21 protein-coding genes are annotated in these 19,310 nt (G+C 67.0%); 8 read left to right on the top strand and 13 right to left on the bottom strand.

Annotated features, from left to right (window positions below; genetic code table 11):
* Positions 1-441: 441 nt before the first annotated feature.
* The gene (locus GL279_RS02315) at positions 442-813 is read left to right on the top strand and encodes an Ig-like domain-containing protein (RefSeq protein WP_155063007.1); all 372 of its coding nucleotides are present in this window, start codon (positions 442-444) and stop codon (positions 811-813) included.
* 35 nt (positions 814-848) lie between these two features.
* On the opposite strand, the gene pheT is transcribed toward GL279_RS02315, so the two are convergent.
* Positions 849-3,236 (bottom strand): phenylalanine--tRNA ligase subunit beta, encoded by a 2,388-nt coding sequence (gene pheT / locus GL279_RS02310; RefSeq protein WP_155063006.1) that lies wholly within the window; start codon positions 3,234-3,236, stop codon positions 849-851.
* Between the two features lie 243 nt (positions 3,237-3,479).
* Here pheT and GL279_RS02305 point away from each other — a divergent pair, with 243 nt between their 5' ends.
* Both GL279_RS02305 and GL279_RS02300 read left to right on the top strand, forming a co-directional pair.
* A complete protein-coding gene (locus GL279_RS02305) occupies positions 3,480-3,791 on the top strand; it encodes a TM2 domain-containing protein (protein ID WP_155063005.1) in 312 nt (103 codons plus the stop codon).
* Positions 3,792-3,905: 114 nt separating this feature from the next.
* Entirely contained in the window at positions 3,906-4,418 is a 513-nt protein-coding gene (locus GL279_RS02300; protein ID WP_155063004.1) for an AmiS/UreI family transporter, read from the top strand.
* Between the two features lie 12 nt (positions 4,419-4,430).
* Here the strand turns inward: GL279_RS02300 and GL279_RS02295 are convergent, their stop codons facing one another.
* The 6 genes from GL279_RS02295 to rpmI form a co-directional block, all read right to left on the bottom strand.
* On the bottom strand, positions 4,431-5,012 hold the full coding sequence (locus GL279_RS02295; RefSeq protein WP_155063003.1) for a hypothetical protein: 582 nt from the start codon (positions 5,010-5,012) through the stop codon (positions 4,431-4,433).
* A gap of 94 nt (positions 5,013-5,106) precedes the next feature.
* Positions 5,107-6,198, bottom strand: coding sequence for a phenylalanine--tRNA ligase subunit alpha (gene pheS, locus GL279_RS02290; protein WP_155063002.1), 1,092 nt, complete (start codon positions 6,196-6,198; stop codon positions 5,107-5,109).
* A 61-nt stretch (positions 6,199-6,259) separates the two neighbouring features.
* Positions 6,260-6,604: an arsenate reductase family protein gene (locus tag GL279_RS02285; RefSeq protein WP_155063001.1), complete on the bottom strand. Its 345-nt coding sequence runs from the start codon at positions 6,602-6,604 to the stop codon at positions 6,260-6,262.
* A gap of 31 nt (positions 6,605-6,635) precedes the next feature.
* A complete protein-coding gene (locus GL279_RS02280) occupies positions 6,636-7,985 on the bottom strand; it encodes a cytochrome P450 (RefSeq protein ID WP_155063000.1) in 1,350 nt (449 codons plus the stop codon).
* 171 nt (positions 7,986-8,156) lie between these two features.
* The gene (gene rplT / locus GL279_RS02275; RefSeq protein WP_155062999.1) at positions 8,157-8,516 is read right to left on the bottom strand and encodes a 50S ribosomal protein L20; all 360 of its coding nucleotides are present in this window, start codon (positions 8,514-8,516) and stop codon (positions 8,157-8,159) included.
* Between the two features lie 12 nt (positions 8,517-8,528).
* Complete coding sequence (rpmI, locus tag GL279_RS02270; protein WP_114349997.1) at positions 8,529-8,729, bottom strand: 50S ribosomal protein L35; 201 nt, start codon at positions 8,727-8,729, stop codon at positions 8,529-8,531.
* Between the two features lie 175 nt (positions 8,730-8,904).
* Here rpmI and GL279_RS02265 point away from each other — a divergent pair, with 175 nt between their 5' ends.
* A complete protein-coding gene (locus tag GL279_RS02265) occupies positions 8,905-9,963 on the top strand; it encodes an aminotransferase class V-fold PLP-dependent enzyme (protein WP_170293902.1) in 1,059 nt (352 codons plus the stop codon).
* On the opposite strand, the gene GL279_RS02260 is transcribed toward GL279_RS02265, so the two are convergent.
* The gene (locus tag GL279_RS02260; RefSeq protein ID WP_155062997.1) at positions 9,964-10,440 is read right to left on the bottom strand and encodes a hypothetical protein; all 477 of its coding nucleotides are present in this window, start codon (positions 10,438-10,440) and stop codon (positions 9,964-9,966) included. It lies immediately after the preceding gene.
* 64 nt (positions 10,441-10,504) lie between these two features.
* Complete coding sequence (pyk, locus tag GL279_RS02255; protein ID WP_155062996.1) at positions 10,505-11,950, bottom strand: pyruvate kinase; 1,446 nt, start codon at positions 11,948-11,950, stop codon at positions 10,505-10,507.
* A gap of 123 nt (positions 11,951-12,073) precedes the next feature.
* Here pyk and GL279_RS02250 point away from each other — a divergent pair, with 123 nt between their 5' ends.
* Both GL279_RS02250 and GL279_RS02245 read left to right on the top strand, forming a co-directional pair.
* Positions 12,074-12,814, top strand: a complete 741-nt coding sequence (locus tag GL279_RS02250) for an N-formylglutamate amidohydrolase (protein ID WP_155062995.1) — start codon at positions 12,074-12,076, stop codon at positions 12,812-12,814.
* 71 nt (positions 12,815-12,885) lie between these two features.
* Positions 12,886-13,533: an HAD family hydrolase gene (locus GL279_RS02245; RefSeq protein ID WP_155062994.1), complete on the top strand. Its 648-nt coding sequence runs from the start codon at positions 12,886-12,888 to the stop codon at positions 13,531-13,533.
* Here the strand turns inward: GL279_RS02245 and GL279_RS02240 are convergent.
* Entirely contained in the window at positions 13,530-14,288 is a 759-nt protein-coding gene (locus GL279_RS02240; protein WP_155062993.1) for a TSUP family transporter, read from the bottom strand. The two genes, GL279_RS02245 and GL279_RS02240, sit on opposite strands and share 4 nt — an antisense overlap.
* A 1-nt stretch (position 14,289) precedes the next feature.
* Between GL279_RS02240 and GL279_RS02235 the strand changes: the two genes are divergently transcribed.
* The gene (locus GL279_RS02235; RefSeq protein WP_155062992.1) at positions 14,290-14,508 is read left to right on the top strand and encodes a hypothetical protein; all 219 of its coding nucleotides are present in this window, start codon (positions 14,290-14,292) and stop codon (positions 14,506-14,508) included.
* On the opposite strand, the gene GL279_RS02230 is transcribed toward GL279_RS02235, so the two are convergent.
* The 3 genes from GL279_RS02230 to fsa are packed head-to-tail and all read right to left on the bottom strand — an operon-like array spanning position 14,481 to position 16,809.
* Complete coding sequence (locus GL279_RS02230; RefSeq protein ID WP_155062991.1) at positions 14,481-15,446, bottom strand: tyrosine recombinase XerC; 966 nt, start codon at positions 15,444-15,446, stop codon at positions 14,481-14,483. The two genes, GL279_RS02235 and GL279_RS02230, sit on opposite strands and share 28 nt — an antisense overlap.
* The gene (locus GL279_RS02225) at positions 15,443-16,135 is read right to left on the bottom strand and encodes a DUF484 family protein (protein WP_155062990.1); all 693 of its coding nucleotides are present in this window, start codon (positions 16,133-16,135) and stop codon (positions 15,443-15,445) included. The genes GL279_RS02230 and GL279_RS02225 overlap by 4 nt, the downstream gene beginning before the upstream one ends.
* A gap of 20 nt (positions 16,136-16,155) precedes the next feature.
* Positions 16,156-16,809 carry a fructose-6-phosphate aldolase gene (gene fsa, locus GL279_RS02220; RefSeq protein ID WP_155062989.1) on the bottom strand — a complete coding sequence of 218 codons (654 nt, stop codon included), beginning with the start codon at positions 16,807-16,809 and terminating at the stop codon, positions 16,156-16,158.
* Positions 16,810-17,070: 261 nt separating this feature from the next.
* On the opposite strand from fsa, the gene GL279_RS02215 reads away from it, so the two are divergent.
* The gene (locus GL279_RS02215; RefSeq protein WP_155062988.1) at positions 17,071-19,272 is read left to right on the top strand and encodes a primosomal protein N'; all 2,202 of its coding nucleotides are present in this window, start codon (positions 17,071-17,073) and stop codon (positions 19,270-19,272) included.
* The last annotated feature ends 38 nt before the right edge of the window (positions 19,273-19,310 follow it).

The following is a 19,310-nucleotide window of genomic DNA, read 5'->3' as shown; positions in this document are numbered from 1 at the left end:
GCTGCGCCCTGCTGCAGGCTGGGAAAGCAAACGCATGAGCGACCCACCGGTGAGCTGGATCATGGCAGCGTCGGCATTCGTGCCCTGATTTCGGCGCGGCATGGGCCGGAATATGATGGGCTTGGTGGCGCCGTAATCAGGCTGGGGCTGATTGCACATGGGGGCGTTATTCGGCGGGCTTGCCGGTATTGCGAAATATCGGTCGTCGGGTCGTCCCATAAGTACGCGCGACGCATGCAATGAGCATTCTCCAAAAGGCGGGATTTCAGCTCGCGCTCGCCCGATGACTGCCCCCGTGTCGGCATTACGACGGCTCGGCAATCTGCAAGTGATCCTGCGCTGTCGCTTGGCCCCAATCCTGCCAGATCACCTCAAAATACGGCCTTATAGAATCACCTTTCCGTGATACGCTCGAACGAGTTTCCATGTAATGAGGTCATCATGTTCAAACGTGCTTTTTTCGGTCTTGTAATCGGGGGGCTTTTGGCAGCGGGCGCCGCTCAGGCGGAATGCTCGGGCAGCAACGGGCGCGGCTGGGCCAGCGGCCAAGGCAATGGCAAATTCCAGATGTCCGCAGGCGACAAGCAGTGCGTGATCGGCTATCCCAGCTTTATCAAAGGGCAAAGCAAGACCCCGGCAACGCAGGTCAAGCTGACCCGCGCCCCCAAATCGGGCAAGATCACTTTGTCACCGCAAGGGATAATCTATACGCCCGCTGCTGGTTTCAAGGGCACCGACAAGTTTTGCACCAACAATACGGCCCCCGGCATGCCCGGCAGCCTGAAAGGCTGCGTCTCGGTCACGGTGCAGTAAGGGCAGGCCGCCGGCCCCATAGGGCCGGCATTCGCTTAGCCCCGCAGCACGCCGCCGGTGGCCTTGCTGACCTTGTCGACGATCTTGGCACTGACGGCCTCGATCTCGGCATCGGTCAGGGTCTTGTCCTTGGGTTGCAGTCGGGCGGTGATGGCGATGGATTTCTTGCCGCCCTCAAGCCCGGTGAACTGGTCAAAGACCGTCACCCGCTCGATCAGCGCCTTGTCGGCGCCGGCTGCAGCATTGACCAGCGTCAGCGCCTCGACCTGCGGATCGACGACGAATGCGAAATCACGCTCGACCGCTTGCAGGCCCGAGAGCGCCAACGCCGGACGGGACGGCGTGCGCACCTTGGGCAGCGGCACGGCGGCGATACGGACGGTAAAGGCCACAACCGTGCCCTTGATACCGAAGTGGCGCACGACCTTGGGGTGGATCTCGCCAAAGGTGGCCAGCGCGTTCGGACCCAGCGCGACATTGCCGGCGCGGCCGGGATGCCACCACGCGGCCAGCTTGCGGTTGATCTGGGCCTTTGCGGGGGCGCCGATCTCGGCCAGCACGGCCTCGGCATCGGCCTTGGCGTCATAGATGTCGACCTTGCGGCGCGAGGCATAGGGGTCGCGCGGCGTGGTATTGCCGACCAGGATCGCGGTCAGATGCAGGTCCTGCTCGCCCGGCTCGCCGCCGGCAAAGACCGGGCCGCATTCGAACAGCGCCAGATCCATGAAGCCACGCGCCTGATTGCGCGCCGCCGCCGCCAGCAGGCCGGGCAGCAGGTCGGGGCGCATATGGGTCATCTCGCTGCTGATCGGGTTTTCGATCCGCACCGCGTCGGCGCCGCCGCCGAACAGCGCGGCTGCCGGCTGGTCGATGAAGCTGTAGGTGACGCATTCATTGTAGCCAAGGCTGGCCGCCAGGCGCCGCGCCGCCGATTCCCGGCGCTGCAAAGGCGTCAGCACCGGCTGCGGCACGCCGGCCTGCGGGCGAGGCAAAGGCTGGCCTTGCAGCTTTGTCAGGCTGGCGATGCGGGCGACTTCCTCGACCAGATCGGCACTGCCCAGCACGTCAGGGCGCCAGCTGGGCACGAAGGCCTGATCGCCTTCCAGCCGGAAGCCGAGCGCCTCAAGGGTGCGGCGCTGCTCGGCCTCGGGGATCTCCATGCCGACAAGGCTGATGACACGGGCCGGATCCAGCGCATAGCTGCGGGTGGTGTCGGGGATCGCGCCTGCGGTCACGACCTCAGAGGGCTCGCCGCCGCACAGATCAAGGATCATCTGCGTCGCCAGCTCCAGCCCCTTTTGGGTGAATGCCGGGTCGGCGCCGCGTTCAAAGCGGTAGCGCGCATCCGAATTGACCTTCAGCGCCCGGCCCACGGTCGCGATGGCGATCGGGTCCCAATAGGCGCTTTCCAGAAACACATCGGTGGTCTCATCCGAACAGCCCGAATGCTCACCGCCCATGATTCCGGCAATGCTTTCCGGGCCTTGGTCGTCGGCAATGATCATGGTGCCGGGGGCAAAGGCATAGGTCTTGCCGTCCAGCGCCAGCAGTTCCTCGCCCGGGGCCGAGGGACGGACATGCAGGTCGCCCTTGACCTTGGCCGCGTCAAACACGTGCAGCGGGCGGTTCAGGTCAAAGGTGAAGAAATTGGTGATGTCGACCAGCGTGTTGATCGGGCGCAGGCCGATGGCGGTCAGGCGCTTTTGCAGCCATTCCGGCGAGGGGCCATTCTCGACGCTCCGGATCAGACGGCCACTGAAGAACGGCGCCTTTTCAGCCACTTCTGGCGCGATCACCACCTTGATCGGGCTGGGGAACGTGCCCGGCACCGAAACGTCGGCAATGGGTTTCAGAACGCCCAGACCGCGCGCGGCCAGATCGCGGGCGACGCCGTGGACGCCAAGCGCGTCGGGACGGTTCGGGGTGATCTTGATCTCGATGACCGGATCGACCGCCTCGGGGCGGTTCAGGGCCAGCCAATCGACGAATTTCTGGCCAACTTCACCCGAGGAAAGCTCAATGATTCCATTGTGTTCGTCGGAAAGCTCCAGCTCGCGCTCGGACGCCATCATGCCATGGCTTTCGACGCCGCGGATCTTGCCCACGCTCAGCGTCACATCCAGACCGGGGACGTAATCGCCGGGCTTGGCCAGCACCACGGTAATGCCGGCCCGCGCATTGGGCGCGCCGCAGACGATCTGCTTTTCGCCCTCGTCCGTCATCACCTTGCAGACCCGCAGGCGGTCGGCATCCGGGTGCTGGACGGCCTCGATCACCTTGGCAATGGTGAAGGATTTCAAGCGGCTGGCCGGATCGGTCACGCCCTCGACCTCCAGACCCAGATCGGTCAGCGCCTCAGTGATCGCATCCAGCGAGGCGGTGGTGTCGAGATGCTCTTTGAGCCAGGAGAGGGTGAATTTCATGGGCGCGGGCTCCGGTCGTTTGCGCGTCCCTTAGCGCATGGCGCGGCGGAATGGTAGGGTTGTGCACCGCCCCGACCCGCCTGACGCGGATTTTCCAGCAATTGCTGGGGATGGCGCTGTGACAGCCGTACACGGCGCGTACACCGGGCGTACACAGCCTGTGCACCGATCTTGTCGCGCGCCGCCGCCGCCCTATATGTAAGGGACATTAACATAGACCAGATATTCTGGACACGGGAGCCAATGGACACGCAACGCGAAATGCTGATCGAGCAACGGGTCGCCAATGACGCCAAATCGCCTTTGGTCGCCTATCTGCTGGCGATCTTTCTGTGGGGCTTTGGCGCGCATCGCATGTATCTGGGGCGCTGGGTCAGCGGCCTATTGATGCTGGCGATGTGGGGTCTGGGCTGGCTGACGGCACCGATCCTGATCGGCTGGCCGCTGATCGGGCTGGTCTGCCTGTGGGCGCTGATCGACCTGTTCCTGATCCCCGGCATGATCCAGGAGGACAAGGACGAGATCCGCTATCGGCTTGGCTCGCGGCTGGGCTGATCGCGGGTCATTCCCCCGGCATTTCTGATGCTGATTATCGACGCCGGCGCGTAGTGCCGGCGCGCGCGCCCGGCTAGAGCCTCGGTCAGCCTTTCAGGCTGACATGAGGGGGAAATGCTGACCGGGTTCGTCTTGTTCTATGTCGGGGCCGTTCTGGTCATCAACGGGCTGTGGCTTCTGGACCGCATCGACGGGCGCGAGATCGTGGTGATCAATCTGGTCACGGCGCTGGTCTCGGGCGCGGTGGTTTTGCACGATGCCTTTGGCCATCAGGCCGACGCGGCCTCGATCCGCAACGCCACGCTGTCCCTGTTGTTCTGCACCACCTATCTGTGGGTGGCATGGAACCGGATTTCGGGCGCGGATGGCCGCGGCCTTGGCTGGTTCAGCCTGTTCGTCGCCGTGACGGCGCTGCCGGTGTCAGTGCTGGCGTTCCGCGATGCGCTTGGCGCCGGCGAGACATGGATGGCGGTGAACTGGCTGGCTTGGGCAGGGCTGTGGTTTCTGTATTTCCTGATGCTGGCGCTGCGGATGCCGGTAGCGCGCAAGGCGGGCTGGGTGACGCTGCTGGTGGGCGTGTTTACCGGCTGGCTGCCAGGGTTTTTGATGATTCAGGGGGCGTTGTGAGGGGGTATAGGATCAGGCAGGCACTTCGAAAGGATTGCCAGGCTGGCTAGCAGGTGTTTGAAACGGATTTTTCTGCTCGGGAACCACGAAAGGATTTTTCTCATCAGGACCGGTCTGCTTGGCACGCCAGCAATCTGAGGCCATATTCAAAGCGCGGGCACTGCCGGCGAGCGGAATGCTGTAGCTGTCACCGTTAGGAAAAACGACGCGCAGCATGCGTCCGTTACGAAATGCGTTAAAGATCTTCCCAAATTCGTCCGGCTTGAAGAGCATCTGCACGGTTGATGTCGTAGAATGGGTATCGGAGCCACCACGCGCGAATGTGCTCGCCGCAGCGATGTAAATCGCACCATCAAGGTCGACACCAACCGGTCCGAGCACCTGATCGTAGGGCAAGGCGAAATCCTGATGGTGAAATACGATGTCCAGCACGTCGCCATAAAGGCGAACTATGACGAAACTGTCCCGATAGTCCTGAATAGCAGCGCAGGCATTCAATGTGCCTGCTCCTTCCCCCTCAATATTCAAAAACTCCCACGCCGCAGCAGAAAAAGGAAAAAGCAGCGCGATTGCGAAGAAAGTGCCCATCCACATAATAAGACCGCCGTTTAATAGCTTTGGCCTAGTGGCACACAAATCAGCGCATCATATCAAGTTAATGGATTGGAGTTTAAATTCTCCTTGCCGCTTACCGCGACAACCCGCCCGCCACGCTCGGCACGTCGCCGGCAGCAAAACCATAATGCCGCAGCCAGCGCAGGTCCGATTCAAAGAACGCGCGCAGGTCCGGTATGCCGTATTTCAGCATGGCGATCCGGTCGATGCCCATGCCGAAGGCAAAGCCCTGCCATTGGTCCGGGTCGATGCCGCCGGCGGCCAGAACCTTGGGATGCACCATGCCCGAGCCGAGGATTTCCAGCCAGGAATTGCCTTGGCCCAGCGTCAGCTTGCCGCCTTCCCACGAGCAGCGGATATCGACCTCGGCCGAGGGCTCGGTGAAGGGGAAATGGCTGGCGCGGAAACGCAGCTCGACCTCGTCGAGTTCAAAGAAGGCGCGGCAGAACTCCTCGAGCGTCCATTTCAGGTTCGCCATGGAAATGTCGCGGCCAAGCGCCAGACCTTCGACCTGATGGAACATCGGCGCATGGGTCTGGTCCATGTCCATGCGATAGACGCGGCCCGGCGCGATGACGCGGATCGGCGCGCCGGTCGCCTGCATGGCGCGGATCTGCACCGGCGAGGTATGTGTGCGCAGCACATGCGGCGGGCGCAGGTCGCCCTCGGCCCGGGCCATGAAGAAGGTGTCGTGTTCCTGCCGGGCGGGATGCTCGGGCGGGATGTTCAGCGCGTCGAAATTGAACCAGTCGGATTCGATCTGCGGCCCTTCGGCGACGCGAAAGCCCATGTCGGCAAAGATCGCGGTGACTTCCTCGGTCACCTGACTGACCGGGTGGATCGAGCCCTGCGGGCGCGGACGCCCCGGCAGGGTCACGTCCAGCCATTCGTCCTTGAGCCGGGCGTCCAGCGCCGCATCCTCAAGCCCCTGCTTGCGGGCGCGCAGCGCGGTGTCGACCTCATCGCGCAGACGGTTCAGTTCCGCGCCGCGGGTCTGACGCTCTTCCGGCGTCATGCGGCCCAGTTCCTTCATCATTCCGCTGATTTCGCCCTTCTTGCCCAGGGCGGCCAGGCGCACCTGCTCCAGCGTATCGGCGTCGGCGGCGCCCGAGATGCGGTCAAGATAGGACTGGCGAAGGGAGATCAGATCGGACTGGTCGGACATGGAGGCGGCTTTCCTTGCGGTTCCCGCGCCGATTAGCACGCAGGGGCGCGCGGGAAAAGCCTCAGCGCCGCAGGGTTTCGGCAACCAGCTCGGCCGGGCGGCACAGGCGCACGCCGCCGGGTCCGCAGACGATGGGGCGTTCGACCAGCAGCGGGTTCTGCACCATGTGATCCAGGATGGTGTCATCGTCGGCGCCGACCAGACCGCGTTCCGCCGCATCGGTGCCCCTGACGCGCAGGGCCTGCACGGGCGTCACATCGGCGGCCGAGAACAGGCCCAGCAGCTGGCCGCGGGTCCAACCGGTCTGGGCATAGTCGATGACATGAGGCTCGTGCCCGGCGTCGCGGATCATCTGCAACACCTTGCGCGAGGTCGAGCAGGTCGGCTTGTGATAGATGGTGATCATGGCCCCATCCTGACGCGGTGCGGGCGCGGGTTCAAGCGCGTTCGCGGAGGTTCAGCCAGACCCCGCCCTGCGGGCGCAGCGTCAGGATCATGCGCGGCTGCGGCAGGCGCGCGGTCAGCGCGAACTCCAGCCGGTCCAGCACCGTGGCCAGAATGATCACCGCCTCTTGCAGGGCGAAACCGGCGCCGATGCAGATGCGCGGGCCACCGCCAAAGGGCAGAAAGGCATAGCGGTCGCGGGTGACGCCGGGCGCAAAGCGGTCGGGATCAAAGGCGTCCGGGTCGTCCCACAGCAGATGGTGGCGATGCAGCGCATAGACCGGCAGCATGATCGTGTCGCCCGGCAGCACCTCGCGCCCGCCAAGGCTGTCATGGACCAGCGCGGTGCGCGACAGCAGGGCGGCGGGCGGATAAAGCCGCAAGGCCTCGTCGGCCACCTGCCGGATATAGGGCAGGCGCGGCAGATCCGCCGCCGTGGCCGCACGCCCCGACAGCACCGCCCGCGCCTCGGCTGCCGCCCGCTCCTGCACTTGGGGATCGAAGGCCAGCAGATACAGCGCCCAGGCCAGCGTCAGAGCCGTCGTCTCATGCCCGGCGACGATGAAGGTCAGCAGGTTGTCGCGCAGCTCGGCCAGCGACATGCGACGCTGCGTCTCGGGGTCCTCGCCGGCGCGCAGCAGGTCCAGCAGATCGGGCACAGGGCGCGGGCCGGTCCGGGCGCGCGCGGCGATGGCCTGATCGGCGGCCCGCTTCATCCGCCGCAGATCGCCCCCGCCCCACAGCCGCCCCGGACGCGGGATCCAGCCCGGCAGGCCCAGAATATCCAGAACCGAGATCCGCCCCATGCGCGCGATATAGGCATTGATCGCATGATGCACCGCATCCCGGTCGAACCCCTCATCGCCGGAAAATGTCACATCCGAGATCACCTCGAAGGTCGCGGCCACCGTCTCGGCGAAGACATCGACTGGCCCCTGCGCGGCAGCCAGCCTCCGGGCGCTGGCCTCGGCGGCGGCGGTCATCACCGGGGCCAGTGCCTCGACATGGCGCTGCGCAAAGGCCGGGGCGGCAGCCCGGCGCTGCCAGCGCCAATGCGCGCCCTCGGCCACGAACAGCGACTGGCCGATAGCGGGCTCCAGCAGCAGCTTGGTCACCACCGATTTCGGATAATCCTCGACCCGGTCCTTCAGCACGATGCGCAGGGCCTCGGGGTCCATGACCATATGCCAGCGCTTGCCGACCTTGCCCGAAACCATCGGCTGACGGGTGGCGATCTCGGGGATCAGCTCCAGCACATTGCGCCGCGCGACCATGGCCGAGCCGATCACCCCCAAAGGCTTGCGGTGCAAAGGCACGCGAACGGGATAAGGCTTTTGTTCCATCGCATCCGCAACCATCGCCCGCCACCCCGGTTCCGCCGCCGCGCGCTTCTTTCGTGGGAAAATATCCCGGGGGAATGCCGTGCCCGGCCCGGCATGGGGGCAGAGCCCCCCGGACAAAGAAAAACCCGCGCCTTGGCGCGGGTCAATTTCCTGTCAGCCTTGCCCGAAAAATCAGGCGGCGGCTTTCGCCTGTGCGACCACGGCGGCAAAGGCCTCGGGCTCGTGCACGGCGAGATCGGCCAGAACCTTGCGGTCCACTTCGATCCCGGCTTTCGCCAGCGCGGCGATGAAGCGCGAATAGGTCATCTCGGCATCGACCGCGCGAACGGCGGCGTTGATGCGCTGGATCCAGAGCGCGCGGAAATTGCGCTTGCGGGCCTTGCGGTCGCGCGTCGCATATTGGTTCGCCTTGTCGACAGCCTGGGTCGCGGTGCGGAAGTTGCGCGAACGGTTGCCGTAATAGCCTTTTGCCGCGTCAAGAACCTTCTTGTGGCGGGCGTGGGTGACTTTACCCGATTTGACTCGTGCCATGTCCGGTTCTCCTTAGCGGTTGTAAGGCATGTATTTCTTGACGATTTTCGCGTCCGATTCGGACAGGATCATGGTCCCGGTCACGTCGCGGATGAATTTCGTCGAGCGTTTGATCATGCCATGGCGCTTGCCAGCCGGGCCGGCTTTCACCTTGCCCGAGGCCGTCATCGAGAACCGCTTTTTCGCGGCCGATTTGGTCTTCATCTTCGGCATTTTACTCTCCTTGCGGTCAGAGTGAACGCGCGACTCGGCAATGCCATATCGGCCGGCCGCACGGGTGGAAGCGTGCCCTATAAGGCGCGCCACGGATCTTGGCAAGCACAAAGGCTGGACCCTGCCGGCCCGGCGGGGCAGCCTGCCCGCGACTGCATACAAGGGAATGGCACGGATGACGATCTATCTCAATGCCGGCGGCCATGGCCTGCCCAGCGCCGCGACCCGGGCGCGGCTTTTGACCCATGCCCGCTGCGAGGCCGAGGCGGGCAGTCTGGCCGCCCTGAGCATGGCCGAGGCTGAGCTGACCCAGCTGCGCGCCAAGGCGGCGCGGCTGGTCGGCACCACGCCGGCGCAGGTCGCGCTTGGCCATACCACCTCGCAATTCTGGCTGGCCGCCATCGCGCGGCTGCCGCTGAGTGGGCGGCGCCTGCTGATCGCGCCGCATGAATGGGGCAACCACCTGCGCCATCTGCGCCATGTCGCGCCGGATCTGGGCCTGCGGCTGGACATCCTGCCGCGCGACGAGGCACTGGACCCCGCCGCATGGGCCGCGCGCATGGACGAGGACGTGGCGGCATTGCTGCTGCCGCAGGTTACCAGCGCGCAGGGGCTGGTCTATCCGGGGACCCGGATTGCTGCCCTGCCCCGGCCCGAACAGACGCTGGTCATCGTCGATGCCGCGCAATCGCTGGGCCGCATCGAGGTGCCGCAGGGTTGGGACGTGCTGGCCGGCACGGCGCGCAAATGGCTGCGCGGCCCGCGTGCCACGGCACTGCTGGCGCTGTCGCCACGCGCCAGCGCCGTGCTGGGCGTACAAGCCGCAGGGCTTGAGCCGATGGATGCCAATGTCGCGCTGCGGCTGGGCATGGCGGCGGCGCTGGATCAGGTGCTGACGATGGGCGTGACGCAGGCGGGCGCGCGGCTGAACGACATTGCCGCGCTGTTTCGCCGGGCGCTGGGGCGCGACGACCGGCTGGCCGGATGGCTGGCGGCGGGCACGCCGGCAGGCGAACAGGCGCCGGGCCATATCACGCTGGCGGTGCCGGCCAGCGAACGGGCGCGGCTGGCGCAGGCGCTGGAGCGGGCCGGGATCGTCGCGAAATGGCCCGATCCCGCCGTCGAGGAACCGCAGGCGCAGCTTAACCCCGGGGTCGCGCTGCTGCGGATCACGCCGCATCTCGACAATGATGCGGCCGAGGCCGAGGCGCTGGCCGCAGCCTTGGCCGGGTGATTACTGCTGACCGGCCGGCGCGGCGGGGGCCGTGTCGCCGGTTGCGGCGGGGGCCGTCTCGGGGGCCGGCACAGCCGCAGCATCCGGGCTGGTTGCGGATTGCTCGGCCGGGGTGGCAGGCTCGGCCGCAGGTACCGTCGCGGGTGCGGGTTCGGCCGCAGGGGCAGGTTCGGCGGCCGTCGCCGCCGCCGGGGCGGTTTCAGGCGCGGCAGCGGTCGCAGCGGCGGGTTCGGCCGTCACGCTGCTGCTTTCGGGGGCAAAGCTTGCGCCGCTGATCACCCGCTGCCAAGCCTCGCTGACATCGGTGACGCCCAAAGCGCGGTTGCCGATCCAGCTGGTCGCGAACAGCACGGCGATGCCGAGCACCACCAGGACCGCCGCACCACGTGGCGGCTGGGTGCGGATCACCGAGACCACCGCCATCAGCACCGAAATCACGCAAAGCGCCACGCCCAACAGCAGCAGCAGATCGATCATCGCATAGCCCTCTTGCTTGAAGGGTCCGCCCGTGCATGGCCGGCGGACCTGTTGGATCAGCGGCTTATTCCGGATCGGTGCGATAGATCAAGCGCTCGTCGCAAGGCGCAACGCGCAGGATGTTGGTGGTGCCCGACTGGTTGAAGGGCACGCCCGCCATCACCACGATCTGGTTGGTCTCATCGGCGAAACCGAAATCGCGCGCGGCTTTCGCGGCATTGACCACGGCCTGTTTGAACCGCTCCAGCTCGGGCGTCTTGACGCAATGCGCGCCCCAGGTCAGGCACATGCGGCGCAGCGCGGTATCCTCGGCGGTCATGGCGATGATCGGCACGCGGGGACGTTCGCGCGCCACCAGACTGACCGTGGTGCCCGACGAGGTATAGGCGCAGATCGCGGAAATATCGGTGGTCTCGGCGATTTCGCGCGCCGCCGCCACCATGGCATCGGCCACGGTCTGGCGCTTGGCCTGCCGCGAGCTTTCGATGATCTCGCGATAGGTCGGATCGCTTTCGACGGAACGCGCGACGTTGTCCATGGTCGCCACCGCCTCGACCGGATAGGCGCCGGCGGCGCTTTCGGCCGAGAGCATGATCGCGTCGGCGCCCTCATAGATCGCCGTCGCCACGTCCGAAACTTCGGCGCGGGTCGGCATCGGGCTTTCGATCATCGATTCCAGCATCTGCGTGGCGACGATCACGGGTTTCGCGGCAGCGCGACAGGCGCGGGTCAGGCGTTTCTGGATCGGCGGCACCGAATGCACCGGCAGTTCCACGCCCAGATCGCCGCGCGCCACCATGATCCCGTCCGAGACCTTCAGGATCTCGGAAAAGGCGCGCACGGCGGCGGGTTTCTCGATTTTCGACAGGATGGCGGCGCGGCCCTTGGCCAGTTCGCGTGCCTCCAGCACATCCTCGGGGCGCTGGACAAAGGACAGGGCCAGCCAGTCCACGCCCAGCTGGCAGGCGAATTCCAGATCGTCGCGGTCCTTGTCCGAGAGCGCCGCCAGGGGCAGCACCACATCGGGGACGTTGACGCCCTTGCGGTTGGAAATCGGCCCGCCCGCCGTCACCACGCAATCGGCGAAATCCGGGCCACAGGCCTCGACCCGCAGGCGGATCTTGCCGTCATTGACCAGAAGCTGCGAGCCGGGCTCCAGCGCGGCAAAGATCTCGGGGTGGGGCAGCTGCACGCGCGCGGCGGTGCCGGGCGTGTCGTCCAGATCAAAGCGGAAGGCCTGACCTTCGTGCAGGTCATGCGGGCCTGCGGCAAAGGCGCCGACGCGCAGCTTGGGGCCCTGCAGGTCGGCCAGCACCGCGATCGGGCGGCCCGATTCCGCCTCGACCCGGCGGATGATGTCATAGCGGGCGCGCTGTTCGTCATGGGTGCCGTGGCTCATGTTCAGGCGGAACACGTCGGCGCCGGCCTCGAACAGGGCGCGGATGGTCGCGAAATCGCTGGACGACGGCCCGAGGGTTGCCACGATCTTGACCTTGCGATGCCGTCTCATCCGTCTCTCTCCCGTCGATGATTGCGCTAGCAGGCGCTGTATAGTCCCATTCGGCCATGGGCGGCAACGGTGCGCTGGGGCCATGGCTTGCACTAATGCGTGCCCCATGCAAGCAAAGGCACCATGACAGCCAGACCTTTTTCCATGCTGGGCGCGGATCGCCCGTCGCGTTGGCTCATCACCTGCGATCACGCCACCAACCGGGTGCCCGATTGGGTCGGCGGCGGCGATCTGGGCATCGCGCCCGAGGATATGGGCCGCCATATCGCCTATGACATCGGCGCGGCGGGGCTGGCGCGGGACCTGGCGCTGCGGCTGGATGCGCCGGCGATCCTGTCTGATTTCTCGCGCCTCGTGATCGACCCGAACCGGGGCGAGGACGACCCGACGCTGCTGATGCGGATCTATGACGGCACGGTGATCCCCGCGAACCGCCATGCCGACGCGGCCGAACGCGAGCGGCGGCTGGATCGGCTTTACCGCCCCTATCACCAGGCTTATGCGGAATTGGCCGCAGCGCTGCCCGACCGGGCGATCTGCGCCATCCACAGCTTTACCCGGCAATTGCGTGGCCGCCCGCGCAGGCCTTGGTCGGTGGGGGTGCTTTATTCGCATCTGGACACGCGGCTGGGCCCGGCGCTGATCCGCGAATGTCGCGACCAAGGCTGGGTCACCGGCGACAACGAACCCTATTCCGGCCATCTGCAGGGCGATTCGATCGACCGGCACGGGCTGGCGCAGGGCCGGCCCAATGTGCTGATCGAGGTGCGCAACGACCTGATCGCCGATGCCGAGGGCCAGAGCCTGTGGGCCGACCGGCTGGCCGGCATCCTTGCGGGCTTTCTGGAACGCTGCGGGGTCTGAGCCCACCTTGACGCGGGCGCCGTCAGGCGTCAGGGACGGGCCTATACCCGCCCCAACCCACGGAGCCCCCAATGCCGCCCAAGGCCGTGATCTTTGACTGCGACGGCGTCGTCGTGGATACCGAACCGGCGACGCTGGCGCTGTTGCAACGGGATTTCGCCGAGCGCGGGCTGGAGCTGACGCTGGACCAGCTGAACGAAGGCTTCGTCGGCAGCGTCATGGCCGAGGTCGGCGCCCGCGCCCGCGCCATGGGCGCCCGGATCCCCGCCGATTGGGTCGAGCGCTTCTATGCGCGGCTTTACGACCATCTGGCACAGGGCGTCGCGCTGGTGCCGGGCATCCTGACGGTGCTGGACCGGCTGGACGCGGCGGGCATTCCCTATGCCATTGGCTCGAACGGCTCGCCGGAAAAGATGCTGGTGACGCTGGGCCAGTTTCCCGGCCTGACGCAAAGGTTCCGCGCCGTGCTCTCGGGTCAGGCGGATACGCTGCCGAAACCGGCGCCGGATCTTTACCTTGCTTCCGCCCGCGCTCTGAATGCGGCACCCGCCGATTGCGTGGTGATCGAGGACAGCCCGACCGGCGCCCGCGCCGCGCGCGCCGCCGGCATCCGCTGCTTCGGCTATGCGCCCGAGGGCAATCCCGCGCTGGCCGCCGAGGGGGCGCGGCTGTTTGACGACATGACGCACCTGCCCGCGCTGCTGGATCTGCCGGGCTAGAGCATCTGCCAGATCAGCCGCAGCGCCAGCCCGGTCGAGGTGACGACGAGCAGCGGCTTGATGATGCGCGCGCCGATCCGCATGGCCAGCCGCGCGCCCAGCGTGGCGCCGGCGACTTGCGCCACCGCCATCGTCGCGCCCAGAAGCCATAGCGGCTTGCCAACCGCCGCAAAGGCCACCAGCCCGCCAAGGTTCGAGGCGAAATTCAGCAGCTTGGTATGCGCTGTGGCCTTCAGCACGCCATAGCCCGCCAGCATGACGAACCCCAGCATCAGGAATGCCCCGGTCCCCGGCCCCAGAAGCCCGTCGTAAAAGGCGATGGCCGGCACCACGGTCAGGCTGAACAGCGCGGGCGCCATGCGCTGCGTGCGGTCAAGATCGTTCAGCCCCGGCTTCAGCGCAAAAAACAGCGCAATCCCGATCAGCACCACCGGCAGGACATAGCGCAAAAGCTGCGTCGGCAGGGCAGCGACGCAAAGCGCGCCCGCCAGCCCGCCGGCAAAGGCGATGGCCGCGGCGCGCCTTTGGCTGTGCAGATCGACCAGCCCGCGCCGGGCATAGGAAATCGCGGCAGTGGCAGCGCCGAACGCTCCCTGCACCTTGTTGGTGGCCAAGGCCTGCGTCGGCGGGATCCCGGCCAAAAGCAGCGCCGGCACGGTGATCAGCCCGCCGCCCCCGGCGATGGAATCGACGAAACCGGCGGCAAAGGCCGCGCCCACCAGCATCAGGACAAGATCAAGCGAAAGGTCGAACATAATGGCGCTGATGCGGCTGCCGCGCGAAATTGTAAAGCCCGGCGCGGGTGGCAAGGCCGATGGGTATTTGGAAAATGGTGAAATGCCAGAACGCGCCCCAAAGGCAGAGGCCGCGCCAGCTGAGCGCGACCTCGAGCATTTCACCATTTTTCAAATACCCATTACCCATATCCAGGATCGCGGTCAGGAAGCTTACGTTCGGGGATGCGCGGCGCGATAGACGGCCAGAAGATGCGCGTCATCGACGCCGGTATAGACCTGCGTCGTTGAGAGGCTGGCATGGCCCAGCAATTCCTGAATCGTGCGCAGATCGCCCCCTGCCGCCAGAAGATGCGTGGCAAAGGAGTGGCGCAGCGCATGCGGCGTCGCCGAAGCCGGCAGGCCCAGCGCCTGACGCAGCCCGCGCATCGCGCCTTCCAGCACCGAGGCGCTGAGCCTGCCGCCGCGCGCACCGCGAAACAGCGCCTCGTCGCGGTTCACGGGCCAAGGCGACAGGACGAGATAGGCGGCAATCGCCTCGCGCGCGACGGGCAGCACCGGCACCTGCCGTTCCTTGCCACCCTTGCCGCGGATGGTCAGCGCCTCGCGCAGCGGCCAGTCGCTGCCGTTCAGGCCCAGCGCCTCGCCGATGCGCAGGCCCGAGCCGTAAAGCAGCGTCAGCACCGCCGTGTCGCGGGCGGCGATCCATGGCTTGGGGTGGGTTTCGGCGGCAAGGTCCAGAAGTTCGCGGGCCTGTGCCTCGGCCAGCGGGCGCGGCAGCGAGCGGGTGAATTTCGGCGAACGCGAGGCCAGCGCACGCGAGGCGTCGAAGCCGTGCCGGTCGGACATCCAGCGGATGAAGCTGCGCACCGCCGACAGCCGGCGGGCCAGCGAGCGTGCCGACAGGCCGCGCCCGCGCTCGGCGGCGGCAAAGGCGCGCATGTCGGATTGGGTCAGCGCGCCCAGATTGCCCGGCAGCGCCGGTTCGCCGTGATGCCGGCCAAGAAAGGCCAGAAAGCTCAGCAGATCCGCCTGATAGGCGCGGATGGTGTGGTCGGAACGGCCGCGCACCGCGCGCTCGCCATCCAGCCAGCGCGCCAGCTCGTCGGCCATCAGCGGTGCCAGCGCCAGCAGCAGGGTCCGCGTCGCGGCCTCGGTGCTGGCCGCCGGCCCGGTCATTCCCGCAGCCAGCCCAAAAGCACCAGCCGGAACACCTGCCCGAAGAAGCGCAAGAGATCGGTGCCCTGCGCCGGGGTGAAGCGTCCGAGCTCGGCCGAGCCCATCAGCAGCAGCGCCGGAAAGCGACCCCGGCCAAGCTCGATCGGCAAGAGCGCCTCGGAGCGGATCGGCGCGCGGGTGTCGCCGTGATGGGGCAGCGTCTGCGCCGCCGCCCGGCGCAGGATGATGTCATCGCCGCGTGGCGCGCGCCGGCCGCCGGCGATCAGTTCCGCCATGGCATCGGCCGTGACGATGGACAGGCCCGGCGGCACGCGCGGCAGCATGTCATTGCTGCCCGAGGCCATGATCAGGCGCAGCGTCTCGACCCGCAGGATCGGCGCCACATTGCTGTCGAGGTTTTCCAAAAACCCCTCGAAATCGTCGGGCTCCAGCAGCGACAGCACCGCACGATGAATGGTGTGCATGCCGCTTTGGTTTTCGTAGGCGGTCGAGATCACCGATTCATGCGTGGCCTCCAGCCGGTCCAGCCGCGATTCCAGCGCCTGCATCGCAAGGCCCCGGATGTCGATGACGTTTTCGCCCAGCATCGCCTCGCGCGCCCCGATCAGGGCGCGCATCAGGTCGCGATCGGCAAGGATCAGGTCCGGCTGCGCCAGAAGCCGGGCGCGCAGTTCGTCAGGAAGGCTCATACCGGGGCCCCGCCGCTGGATTACAGGATCTTCTGGCCGGTCTTGGCCCAGTCCGCGTTGAACTGTTCCAGCCCCTTGTCGGTCAGCACATGGCTGGCCATCGCCTTGATGACCGAGGGCGGCGCGGTGATCACGTCGGCGCCGATGCGCGCGGCATCGGTGATGTGGTTCACCGAACGGATCGAGGCGGCAAGGATCTGGGTCGTGTAGCCGTAATTGTCGTAGATGGTGCGGATGTCCTCGATCAGCTGCATGCCATCGAGGTTGATGTCGTCCATGCGGCCGATGAAGGGGCTGATGAAGGTCGCGCCCGCCTTGGCCGCCAGAAGCGCCTGGGCAGCGGTAAAGCACAGAGTGACGTTGACCATATGGCCTTCGGAGGAGAGCGCCTTGCAGGCCTTGAGCCCGTCCCAGGTCAGCGGCACCTTGACCGCGATGTTCGAGGCGATCTTGGCCAGATGCTTGCCCTCGCGGATCATGTCCTCGGCATCCGAGGCGACCACTTCGGCGCTGACCGGGCCTGCGACGATCTCGCAGATCTCCTTGGTCACTTCCAGGATGTCACGGCCGGATTTCATGATCAGCGACGGGTTGGTCGTGACGCCGTCCACCATGCCCAGTTCATTCAGCTCGCGAATGGCGGCGGTGTCTGCGGTATCGACGAAGAACTTCATGCTCGTGCCCCTCCTTAGGCTTTCCCTGGGGGTTTAGCGCATAACAGTCGCTGCGGAAAGGGCAGCCGGCATGGCGCGCGCCCGGGTTGCGGGCAATGTCGCGCCCGTGGCACAGTCGGGCTCGTTCGTCGCAGGAGACCCTATGGAAGCCCTAGATCCCGGCATCTCGCCCGTGCTGGCCGGCCTGCTGGCCGGGCCATGGCTGGTGGGGAACTGGCCACTGCCCCTGCTACTGATGTGGCTGGGCCTTCCGGGCTGACGATGCGGCAGCCGCTGTTTTATCCGCATGGCGCCCGCATCGCGGTGCTGACGCAAGAGGTGGTCGGCGTGCTCGACTATCTTGCGCCCGAGGGCGGGGTGCGGCTGGGGCAGCTGGTCGTGGTGCCCCTGGGGCCGCGCCGGGTGATGGGCGCGGTCTGGGGGCCGGGCATGGGCGATTTCGACATGGCCAAGCTGCGCCCCGTCGCGCGGCTGGTCGAGGCACCGCCGTTGACGCCCGAGATGATCGAATTCCTGACGCGGATGGGCGAATACACCCTGACGCCGCTGCCCATGATGCTGCGCATGGCGACGCGGGCGCCGGATCTGGACCAGCCGCCGGCCGCGCGGCGCATCATCCATCGTGCCGGGCCTCCGCCCGAGCGCATGACCGACGCCCGCGCCGCCGTGCTGAGGGTGATCGAGGATCACGGCGGTGCCGGCTTCGCCCCGGGCGAGCTGGCGCAGCTGGCCGGGGTCAGCGGCGGCGTGGTGCAGGGGCTGGTCAAGGCTGGCACGCTGGCCGAGGTGCGGGCGCCGCGCGACCTGCCGTTTCCGCGGCTGGACCCGGACCTGCCCGGCAAGCCGCTGGCCCCCGATCAGGCCGATGCGGCGGCGCTGTTGCGGCAGGCGGTGCAGGGCCGCACCTATGGCACCACGCTGCTGCGCGGCGTCACCGGCTCGGGCAAGACCGAGGTTTACCTTGAGGCGGTGGCGGAATGTCTGCGCCAGGGCCGGCAGGCGCTGGTGCTGCTGCCCGAGATCGCGCTGTCGGCCGAATTTCTGAACCGGGTCGAGACGCGGTTCGGCGCGCGTCCCGGCGAATGGCATTCCGGCATCACCCGGACCGAGCGGCGCCGGCTGTGGATGATGGCGGCCGAAAACCATGTCGGCATGGTGGTCGGCGCGCGATCAGCCCTGTTCCTGCCCTTTGCCGATCTGGGGCTGATCGTCGTCGATGAAGAGCATGATTCCAGCTACAAGCAGGAAGACATGGTCTATTATTCCGCCCGCGACATGGCGGTGCTGCGCGCCAGCATCGGGCAGGCGCAGGTGGTTCTGGCCTCGGCCACGCCCTCGGTCGAAAGCTGGGTCAATGCAGCCAGCGGCAAATATGCCCGGCTGGACCTGCGCGCGCGCTATGGCACCGCCGAACTGCCCGAGATGGGCACCATCGACCTGCGCGCCGAGGAGATGGAAAAGGGCCGCTGGATCAGCCCGACGCTGGCGCGGGAAATCCGCGAGCGGCAGGCGCGGGGCGAGCAGTCTCTGCTGTTTCTGAACCGGCGCGGCTATGCGCCGATCACCGCCTGCCGGGCCTGCGGCCAACAAATCGGCTGCGATCAATGCGATGCCCGCATGGTCGAGCATCGGTTCCAGAACCGTCTGGTCTGTCACCAATGCGGCGCGACAAAGCCCATTCCGACTGCCTGCCCCTCCTGCGGTGTCGAGGGCAAGATGACCGCCATCGGCCCCGGCGTCGAGCGCTTGGCCGAGGAAGTGGCCGAACGTTTCCCCGAGGCACGGGCCTCGGTCCTGTCCTCGGACCTGTTCCATTCGGCGCGGGCGCTGAAAGAGGCCATCGCCACGATCAGCGCCGGCGAGACCGACATCATCATCGGCACCCAGCTGGTCGCCAAGGGGCACAACTTTCCCCGGCTGACGCTGGTGGGGGTGATCGATGCGGATCTGGGGCTGCAAGGCGCCGACCTGCGCGCGGCCGAGCGCAGTTTTCAGCTGATGCGGCAGGTTGCGGGCCGCGCCGGGCGCGAAGGCGGCGAAGCGCGGGGCCTTGCGCTGTTGCAGACGCATCAGCCCGAGCATCCGGTGATCCGTGCCATCCTGTCGGGGCAGGACGAGGAGTTCTGGGACGCCGAGGCAGCGCAGCGGCAGGCGGTCGGCATGCCGCCCTTTGGCCGGCTGGCGGGGATCATCCTGTCGCATCCCGATCAGCCAGTGGTCGAGGATTACTCCCGCGAACTGGTGCGCCGGGCCGGGCCGTTGGAAGAGATCGGCGCCGAGGTCTGGGGTCCGGCGCCGGCGCCCATCGCCCGCATCCGGGGGCGTTACCGGGTGCGGATCCTGATCCGCTCGGCCCGGCAGGCGCCGGTGCAGCTGGCGATCGCGGACTGGCTGCGGCTGGCGCCAAAGCCGCCAACCAATCTGCGGCTGGCGGTGGATATCGACCCGCAGAGCTTTCTGTGAGGGCGCGTTCGGGGGCGCTGCCCCCGGACCCCCGGGAT

The organism is Paracoccus limosus, assembly GCF_009711185.1.
Classification (GTDB): Bacteria; Pseudomonadota; Alphaproteobacteria; order Rhodobacterales; family Rhodobacteraceae; genus Paracoccus; species Paracoccus limosus.
The sequence above is the reverse complement of the archived record's forward strand: the minus strand, read 5'-3'. Positions and strand labels throughout refer to the sequence as shown.